Annotated in this window: 10 protein-coding genes; 4 read left to right on the forward strand and 6 right to left on the reverse strand. The window is 61.9% G+C overall.

The window, feature by feature from the left end; genetic code table 11:
• The first annotated feature begins 612 nt into the window (after nucleotides 1-612).
• Complete coding sequence (locus Q0964_RS15935; protein ID WP_299269506.1) at nucleotides 613-999, forward strand: hypothetical protein; 387 nt, start codon at nucleotides 613-615, stop codon at nucleotides 997-999.
• Nucleotides 1,000-1,170: 171 nt separating this feature from the next.
• A complete protein-coding gene (locus Q0964_RS15940) occupies nucleotides 1,171-1,398 on the forward strand; it encodes a hypothetical protein (protein ID WP_299269508.1) in 228 nt (75 codons plus the stop codon).
• A gap of 298 nt (nucleotides 1,399-1,696) precedes the next feature.
• Here the strand turns inward: Q0964_RS15940 and Q0964_RS15945 are convergent, their stop codons facing one another.
• The 5 genes from Q0964_RS15945 to Q0964_RS15965 are packed head-to-tail and all read right to left on the reverse strand — an operon-like array spanning nucleotide 1,697 to nucleotide 5,199.
• On the reverse strand, nucleotides 1,697-3,637 hold the full coding sequence (locus Q0964_RS15945) for a ThiF family adenylyltransferase (RefSeq protein ID WP_299269511.1): 1,941 nt from the start codon (nucleotides 3,635-3,637) through the stop codon (nucleotides 1,697-1,699).
• Between the two features lie 2 nt (nucleotides 3,638-3,639).
• Nucleotides 3,640-4,059, reverse strand: coding sequence for a hypothetical protein (locus tag Q0964_RS15950; RefSeq protein ID WP_299269512.1), 420 nt, complete (start codon nucleotides 4,057-4,059; stop codon nucleotides 3,640-3,642).
• A 2-nt stretch (nucleotides 4,060-4,061) separates the two neighbouring features.
• Nucleotides 4,062-4,460 carry a hypothetical protein gene (locus Q0964_RS15955; RefSeq protein WP_299269515.1) on the reverse strand — a complete coding sequence of 133 codons (399 nt, stop codon included), beginning with the start codon at nucleotides 4,458-4,460 and terminating at the stop codon, nucleotides 4,062-4,064.
• A complete protein-coding gene (locus Q0964_RS15960) occupies nucleotides 4,457-4,972 on the reverse strand; it encodes a hypothetical protein (RefSeq protein WP_299269518.1) in 516 nt (171 codons plus the stop codon). The genes Q0964_RS15955 and Q0964_RS15960 overlap by 4 nt, the downstream gene beginning before the upstream one ends.
• The gene (locus tag Q0964_RS15965) at nucleotides 4,969-5,199 is read right to left on the reverse strand and encodes a hypothetical protein (protein WP_299269521.1); all 231 of its coding nucleotides are present in this window, start codon (nucleotides 5,197-5,199) and stop codon (nucleotides 4,969-4,971) included. Before Q0964_RS15965 ends, Q0964_RS15960 begins: the two co-directional genes overlap by 4 nt.
• A gap of 720 nt (nucleotides 5,200-5,919) precedes the next feature.
• Here Q0964_RS15965 and Q0964_RS15970 point away from each other — a divergent pair.
• Nucleotides 5,920-6,699, forward strand: a complete 780-nt coding sequence (locus Q0964_RS15970; RefSeq protein ID WP_299269524.1) for a hypothetical protein — start codon at nucleotides 5,920-5,922, stop codon at nucleotides 6,697-6,699.
• A gap of 78 nt (nucleotides 6,700-6,777) precedes the next feature.
• Here the strand turns inward: Q0964_RS15970 and Q0964_RS15975 are convergent, their stop codons facing one another.
• On the reverse strand, nucleotides 6,778-7,038 hold the full coding sequence (locus Q0964_RS15975) for a hypothetical protein (protein ID WP_299269527.1): 261 nt from the start codon (nucleotides 7,036-7,038) through the stop codon (nucleotides 6,778-6,780).
• A 405-nt stretch (nucleotides 7,039-7,443) separates the two neighbouring features.
• Here Q0964_RS15975 and Q0964_RS15980 point away from each other — a divergent pair.
• A partial coding sequence (locus Q0964_RS15980) for a tubulin-like doman-containing protein (protein ID WP_299269529.1) occupies nucleotides 7,444-7,961 on the forward strand: 518 nt, incomplete at its 3' end.

Below are 7,961 nucleotides of genomic sequence, written 5' to 3' on the forward strand. Positions count from 1 at the left end.
TGTTCCAGCAGGTTCGCGGCGCGACGCTCCGAGACGAACGTCTTGAGAGGGAACATTGTTCGTCGGGTGACGCGGTCGCGTCACCCTTGCCCGCTGTGACTTCCAGCTACTGCTGAGAACTCACCAACAATCCTCTACCCAAGAGCGAAAACAGTTGTGCGGAATCGAGAGCACACCAGCAGTGATACCCACTAATGTGATCTCGATTGCGAATAGCATCTCTCTCAGGTCGCTCATACGAGTGTTATCCTCAGCAGTATCCTAATAGAGTAACTATCTCTATTCTACAGTTCTTGAGTATTAAATACGAGACCTGTACTGAGCGATCCACGGGTCGGTCAACGAGGTGTGAGAAGAGTTCTATGACACCCTCGTGATGACGCTATGAACACTCGTCTATCTATGGATGAGGATGCGGTTCGGGCCTGTGTCGATCACGCGCAGGCCACCATTGAGGCGGCACCACAGCACCTACTAAGATAAGTAAACGGCCAACACACACGGGTTCGTCGGTAACTGAGGCGGATCAGTCGGGGTCGATCGCTTATAAACTGGAGATGTTCTGGTTCCCACGTCAGTACCCAGACCCTAGAGACCGTAGTTGGAGTTGTCATGAGCTCCCAGACGCCCCCGACGCTAACCGAGGACGCGGACGAAGCCGTCGTCGAACACATCGACATGCTTCACGACCGGATTCAGTTCCTCACCGAGGAGCTGAAAGACGCCGAGCAGACCATCCTCAAACTGCAGGACGACTCGCCGAGCGCGGACAATGACGTGGTGACGATCAACATGTCCGACGACGCGTTCGAGTCGCGGCTCCTCCGGTACGGGCTGTTTCTCTCGAAGCGGTTCGAGGAGAACCAGGATGACGTGGAGATGCTGTTCGAGGACGTCGCCGAGCGGTTCGACGAGTACGTCGAATCGAGCAACGACATCCACAACGCCTCGCTCGCCCTGCTGGCCGCCCTGCTCAAGCACGAGGAAATGACCCGGTAGAGGTCTCTTCAACTTCCCCTGTGCGCATTGCCGACGTAGGCGCACCTCCTCCCTTTTCATTTTATTGGCAATTGGTTCGTTCACGACGTCAGTTGAAACGGCTATATAAACCGGATATCCAGCGGTCGCCACGTGAACGTGACTGTCCGGGCACCCATACGACCAGTTGCAATGTCCGTTGACAACTCCGCCGACGGGAGCCCCCCCGTCGGAAACGACTTCCAAGCCGACCTCCAGCGGGTCGGCCAGACCGTTGGTACCGCCCTGAAGAATCTCGACGACGATGCGGATCAGACCCGCGCGGTCCGCGCCATCACCGACCACTTCGAGGAGAACGGGATCCCGCCCGAGGAGGCGATCACCGGTGCGTGGTTCTTCATCCTGAGCTTCGCGGAGTAGGGGTCCTCTCTTTCGGCCCTCTTTTCGAGGTATACGGTGGGTTGACTGGAAGCGCTGTCTGAACAGATGTCGTGACGAGCACGGCCTCAGTTAGCGAAAAGACGGCTCTGTCTGCGCAACCGAGGCTAAATGAGCGTCTCAAGTCGCGAAATCTGACCTCACGAATCGACCGGAACCAGACACGATGGTTTCGACGGTGTACTAGCTTGGCGCTGGCCTAGCTCATGACCACGAGACCGTCATCGCCGCTTCGTCGCTGACCAAGTAGCACGTTGAGTGTACAACAAGGATACGGGTGCTACGAGCGCTCGCGCACCCATTTCATTCCGAGAAGACCGAGTAGCAACAGTGCGAGTCCGAGTATCCCGCGCTTCGAGCGCAGTAGCTTTCGTCCGAGCCCGCGCACAGGCCGCTCGCTCGGTCCTGGGTCTTCGCGATCGGACGGCGGCCGATCAGCCGGGCGAGCGCCATCGGGTGGCTGCGCCGCCGAGTCTGCCTCCGGTGACGAAGGTACCTCGCCAGTAGCCTCGTCCGGCTCTGGCCGCTCGCTAACCCCCTGAGTCGCTACTGCCGGCGATGCGGCGGGCGTGTCGGACTGTCCGTGGAAGGCGTCGCCCGTCGACTCCTCGTCGACCGTCGCGTCGGCGACTGTGCCCTTGCCATCTCCCCAGCTGACCGCGCTCAGAGCAGCCCCGACATCGGCCTGCGGATACGCCAGTGGCGGGCCGTCGGGTTCGGACGGGGAGTAATGGCTCTCCGACGTGATCCGACGGGAGCTAATCTCGCCGTCATCGGCGACGTGGTCGCTGATGGCCTCCGCGTCCAAGCCGTCGCTCGGTTCGGAGACCAGCAGGTCCTCGTCGAATTCGAACGGTCCGCGGGCGAGCAGTGCGTCGGCGTTACAGGTCAGGCAGTTGTCCGAGGTGTGCGTGCCGACGGCGACGAGCTCGTCGTTCAGGCCGTCGAGTCGCAGGTAGTCCGGCGGGGCCGCGTACCCCGTCACTACCTTCGTGAAGAGCCGGGTAATGCTCGAGGCCGCCATCCCGTTCAGCGGCGTGACCGCCGGTTCGGGCGCGACGACGTCCTCGTCGATATAGCCTCGCTCCAAGTCCGCCTCGATCTCCGCTTCGCTCGACTGTTCCACTTGGAGCTGTTGCGGATCATTGCGCCCGAGACAGTCCAGGCAGCCACTCACTCCCGGGACAACAAGCTGGATCAGCCCGCGCTCGTCGATGACTGACCCGTCGTCTGCGGTATCGATCGCCACGCCGCCGTCGATGTAATACCGCAGGTACCGCACGGCGAACTCGTTGCAGTACTGCCGCGCCGTGAGCCGGTCGACGGCCCCGATGATGACGTCACACGTGGCGAGCGTCTCCTCGGGGACGTCCTGGACGCGGCCGCGATACGCCTCGACCGTCGCGTCGGAGTTCGCTCGCACGACGTGCTCGCCGACGACATCGACCTTGTACCGGTCGATATCGGCTTCCGTCGCGCCGTATATCCGCGGGAGGTTGGATCGTTCGACGACGTCCGGATCGACGAACAGGAAGTCCTCGACGCCGAACCGGGCCAACTGGACGGCCGTCATCGACCCGAGCCCACCCAGACCGACGACGGCGACCCGCGTCTCGGCGATCGACTGCTGTCCGTCCGCCGTGAGCGCTCTGATCGACCGGTCGTAGCGGTCCCGGTCGATCGCGGTGGCCGCCTCCCGGTCCGGCATCTCCAACGACTGCTCGAGTTTCCACTCGCCGACCACGTCGACCCCGAGCCGGACGCGGCGATCGTCGTCGGGGTCGACGTACACTGCCGTATCGATACCCTCGTGGCCGACGACCGCAAAGCCGAGTGGCATCTCCGGGTAGAGGTTTCCGATCCACTCCCGGTAGGCCTCCATGATCTCGTCGTCCAGCCCACTGAAGCTGGGCACGTCGCTGAACGGGTGGCTGTGGACCATGATCGGGACCAGGCCGTCTTCCATGGCCTCACCCAACCGCTCGCGCTCGACCTCGAGCGACGGCCGCACCGCGTGGGCTTCCTGCACCTCGCACTGATCAGCAGGGACCGGGTCGACGGTCCGGGTCAACAGCCGTCCATCGACTTCCTCACAGTAGAGGTAGGTGAACCGCTCGATGCCGTCCTTCTGAAGCGTCCACTCGCGGATCTCCCGGAGCTGCTGGGCGGTGATCACTAACTCAAGCTCGTCTGAGACGTCGCTGATTTGTATTCGTGACATGGTTAGGCCTCTTGAAGTGGGTTCTTCGAACGCGGATGCTCGAGGGACACCTCGAGGAGATTGAACATTGTTGTCAGGCTGTGCTGGTCCGGGTCCCAATCGGAAAGTCGGTGAATGCAGTACTTGGTGAACCCATCCGGCGCGGCCGACTGGTTGTACAGGACGTGTGGGCTGTCCCCCTCGTAGCGCAGGTCAGCGCTCACGTACACCTTCGGCTGCTTCTTCGGATACGACCGGGAGAGATCGAAGATGACAGTGCCGAAGTGCGTCCCCTCGTCGTTCTCCCAGCCGTCGGGGAAATTCAGCAGCTCGATCGTGACGGTCATGTCGTCGAGGAGGTCGTATGACATGATGGGGTTCTGTCGCTCCTTGATGAGCGCGTGTAGGTTCTGGACCTCCGGAATCACGCGTTTGGGGTCCATGGCTACCCGAACACCTCCCCGTCGCCGAGCGGCTGGGTCCGCAGCTCGGCTCCGTCGTCGATCGCGTTCGCGACGGTCTGGTCACCGGACAGCGCCTTGACGCCGTCGGACGTTCGATAGGTGAACACAGTGTCCGGATCAGCATCGACCGATTGGCCGAGCTCTGCGGCTGTGGTCTCGGCGTCGATCGTGACCGATTTGCCGTCGACCACGACGACGAAGGAATTTAGCGCCGGTTCATTGCCCGTTTCGGCACTCCCGTCGAGGCGCTCGATGGGTTCCTCGCCGTCGGTGTCAGCTTCCGACGCTGGGGCTGCCGACTGGCTTTCGGCTTCGCTCTCCGATTCCGTCGCCCGCTCGGGCCGAACGTGCTGTTGGCTCGTCTGGTCGGGACCGGTCATTGCTCGGAACCCTCGCTCGATTCGTCCGTGCGGTCGTCGTTGACCTCCGACGGCTCGGCGTGCTCGTCGGTGTCATTGGTCCACTCAGCGTCCGATTCGATAGGGATCTCCCTGTCGGGTGCTTGGAGAACCTCCATCAGCTGGGTGACGGCCGTCGTCAGGGAGTTGGCCTCTGGGTCCCAGTTCCGATCCGAGGGAAACACGCTGAGGGGGACCCACTTGGAGCCCCCATCCTGGCGGGCCGGTGCCATCGCCGACGGGCGGCCACCCTCGAACCGCATTTCTCCGTCGATGTAGACGTGCGGTGGGTGATCAGGATACGACTCCGGGAGCTCGAACAGGACTCGGCCGTGTCGACTCCCACGCGTGTTTTTCCAGCCGGGCGGAAACTGAAACCCCTCGAATCGAACCTCTGGAGTGTCGGTGAAGTTATACGCGACCCGGCCGCGGAACTCCTCTCCGAGGTACTCTTTGAGGTCTTGCACCTCCGCGAGTGCGCGATGGATGTTCATGCTCCTCCAAAGACGTTGTTGTCGGCGAGCGGTTGCGGCTCTAGTCGCGTTCCCTCGTCGACGTGCTCGACGACGACGTCGTCGTCGTTGAGCGAGTCGAATCCGTCCTCACCGCGGTACGTGAGCACCGCGTCATCGTTGAGACTCGCTTCCGCTTTGACGTCTGCTGCGGTCGTGTCCTCTTCGACGGGGATCTCCTGATTCTCGACGTTGACGGTCATTCCCATGGTTGCCTCGTTGTGGTCGTTGGTGACCGGATATCCGTCCGGTCGGCGGTATCTGACAGACCTGTGCCTCGCCTGGCGACGCTGTCGTGTCGAGGTGAGGTCGCCGGTGTGCCGACGTCCATGCCAGTTCCTTCTCCGGGCCCTGGCACCATGGACCTGACCGCGAGTTCCATCCTGGAGGCTGCTCGACCGCTGTATCGTTCGGTGGGCCTCCTTACTGAGGGGTGGATCCGACGACGAAGCGATATCCGACTATCGAACGAGTCCCGGTCCCGAGACCGGTTTCGAAACCGCCAATCGTTTGACACCGATGAGAGTCGGAGTGTACCCCGCAGTCCGATTGATAGTGGAAAGCGTGTCCGGATGCGAGTGGGGTCTAGTTCGTTACGGTAAGTGAACCGAGTCGGGCTCGGGGAGGCATCCAGACTCTAGTCGGTATCACGGTGATAACCGAATCTGCGATTTTGCCTGACTACACTCGCCGGCCACGCCTTGGTAAATAGTTTACGTTAGTTTTGGCGCGACGACATGTCATTCGGGATGTCTCTCGTACGTCGATATGAGATGGCAGACCACCACCAACCAAACCGTGAACACTCTGGCGGCGCCGGGTCCACTGATGACGGGGACGAGTCTGCCGGTTCGCCTCCGTCAGTGGCTTGGAACCTCTCAGGGACCACGTCACCTGCGTTTCGGAATCAAGTATGGCGGATTCTCGGGATGTCCAGAAAGCGTGACGTCTTGCTCGCCGTGCGTCAGCTGGCAGGGTCCGAGGAGCCACTCGCGCAGGTGGACATCGCATCCGAAGCGGCCGCCTTCCCGCATTTCGATGGAGCGAGCGGGAAACCCGATTTGAGTGACAACGGCGACCTCGAACCCCTCAAGGAGATCCTTGCGTTGGTGGCTGTCCCGCGGGTGGCGCGGCCGGGGTTCGAGTACCTCTGCCCGTTCAAGCCGGTGTGTGAGTTCGCCGTCAACCCGTATCACGTCCCGACGGATGATCGGGTTCGGGCAGCTATCGAGTACGTCTCCGCCAATCGCGACGTTCAGACCGCGGCCGATCGCGGTGGAACGGACCAGCTGCCCATCGACCCGTTCTCCGCGGAGGCGTACACGTACGTCCGACTGAGCCAGCAGCTGGAGTGTGAGGACCCGTCTGTGCGGTTCTCCACGTTTCGGCCGCATGACTTCGGCGCTCGCCACGCGACCGGATTTCAAATCACGGGGGAGATCGTGGCGGACGAGCTCACGACGCCGACCGGCGTCACTGATAGTCAGCTTAAAAATGCGCTTCAGGACATCTTCACGGAATTCGTTGACCAGGCTGGTCACAGAAAAAACCATTTCCGGATCGGGCTCTACAGCCCGAACGAAGAGGAGACCGAACGTGACGTGCGCCGTCGCGCTATCAAAGAGCACGCGACCTTCCAGACCATCGACTTCGATCTGTGTGGCGGCTGTATTACCTTCCAGTGGGAGCTAGAACCGATCCTAGTGTGACGTCTCTGGCCCTGTTTTTACAGAATCGTTGACGGCGCAGTTGGTAGACCGGAACCGGGTCGATCTGCTTCGGCGAGACTACTGGGTGGTGGCCTCGGACTGCTTCGAAACTCTTTGATCGCGGTCCTGCTCCGTCATCCGCTCCTGAAACAGGCACAATCGCGTATACTCGTTTTCGCGTGCCCGTAACCGTTCGACCTGGCTCCCGTCGACCGCCCAGCCCTGTTCGCGTGCGATCTGCTCGACGACGGTTCGACAGCCCTCCGATTCGACGGCTCCCAAGCTGGTGCCAGTCGCTCTGACGAGAAACCCGCCCGCCGTCTCCGTGGCGAGCGTCATTATAAATTCACACGTCGCCGGCTGTTTCCCTATGATGAACTCGTCGCTGGCTGTTTTTCGATCGTGATCGTGGTGGCGTACAAGCCGGTCGGCCACTCGCTCGCGTGCTGGCATCGGCTCAGTTGTCTCACGACACCGGCATGACTCTACTTCGAGCAAGACGCCATGTCAGTGTGTGACGCCGAAAGATAGCAGACACGTCGAGCGGGGCGACCGGACGGCTGTAGCGGCTGTTCTTCGGGGGCGTTCTCATACCCGCCTCGCAAAACGATGTGGGCGCGGCCCCAGCGCCTGACACCGACTCCACTCTGTCCGCCCCGGAAGACTCGTTTCGTCTCCGGTGACCCGATAGCTACCAGATAGGTCACACGATAGTCTTCAATCTCCCTTGTGCCAAAGCGTGTGATGAGCGCACCGGTCGATGCGTACTCGACGGGGCGCGACCTACCAACCATGACCGACGATCCCAGCTCACGAACGGTGTTCGTAGTTTCCCTCGGCACTGGCTCGAGGCGGACCGCGAAGTGGCTGTACGAGCTCGCCAATCAGTACGATGTCGACCCGGAGTTCCGGTTCATGTCCATCGAGTCAACCGATATCGATGGCGGGGACGTCCCGGATGAGTTCCGGAACATCCCGCTCGACACCGACTCCCGGGTGAAACGGCGGTTCGAGCGTGCCAAGACGGATCCCGCCGTTCCGTACCTCGACGAGAATCACACCCTGCCGAGCGAGGGGACCTCCCGGGTCCCGAACGTCGGCCGGTTCCTGCTTGAACATCACAGCCGGCGCGTTCACGAGATGTTGTCCGAGGAGATCGGCACGGCAGTCGGGCCCACCGATTCGGAGCTGTCCGTGTGGGTCCTCGCGTCGCTGTCGGGTGGGACTGCGCCGGGCATGTTCCCGCTCGTGAGCGCGATGGC

The sequence above is a fragment of the Halorientalis sp. genome (assembly GCF_028275115.1).
GTDB lineage: Archaea > Halobacteriota > Halobacteria > Halobacteriales > Haloarculaceae > Halorientalis.

Excerpts from the sequence above, each read along its gene's own strand:
- Q0964_RS15970 (WP_299269524.1), top strand. The coding sequence starts at position 5,920 with ATGTCCAGAAAGCGTGACGTCTTGCTCGCCGTGCGTCAGCTGGCAGGG.
- Q0964_RS15935 (WP_299269506.1), top strand. The coding sequence starts at position 613 with ATGAGCTCCCAGACGCCCCCGACGCTAACCGAGGACGCGGACGAAGCC.
- Q0964_RS15960 (WP_299269518.1), bottom strand. The coding sequence starts at position 4,972 with ATGAACATCCATCGCGCACTCGCGGAGGTGCAAGACCTCAAAGAGTAC.
- Q0964_RS15955 (WP_299269515.1), bottom strand. The coding sequence starts at position 4,460 with ATGACCGGTCCCGACCAGACGAGCCAACAGCACGTTCGGCCCGAGCGG.
- Q0964_RS15950 (WP_299269512.1), bottom strand. The coding sequence starts at position 4,059 with ATGGACCCCAAACGCGTGATTCCGGAGGTCCAGAACCTACACGCGCTC.
- Q0964_RS15945 (WP_299269511.1), bottom strand. The coding sequence starts at position 3,637 with ATGTCACGAATACAAATCAGCGACGTCTCAGACGAGCTTGAGTTAGTG.
- Q0964_RS15975 (WP_299269527.1), bottom strand. The coding sequence starts at position 7,038 with ATGACGCTCGCCACGGAGACGGCGGGCGGGTTTCTCGTCAGAGCGACT.
- Q0964_RS15965 (WP_299269521.1), bottom strand. The coding sequence starts at position 5,199 with ATGGGAATGACCGTCAACGTCGAGAATCAGGAGATCCCCGTCGAAGAG.
- Q0964_RS15940 (WP_299269508.1), top strand. The coding sequence starts at position 1,171 with ATGTCCGTTGACAACTCCGCCGACGGGAGCCCCCCCGTCGGAAACGAC.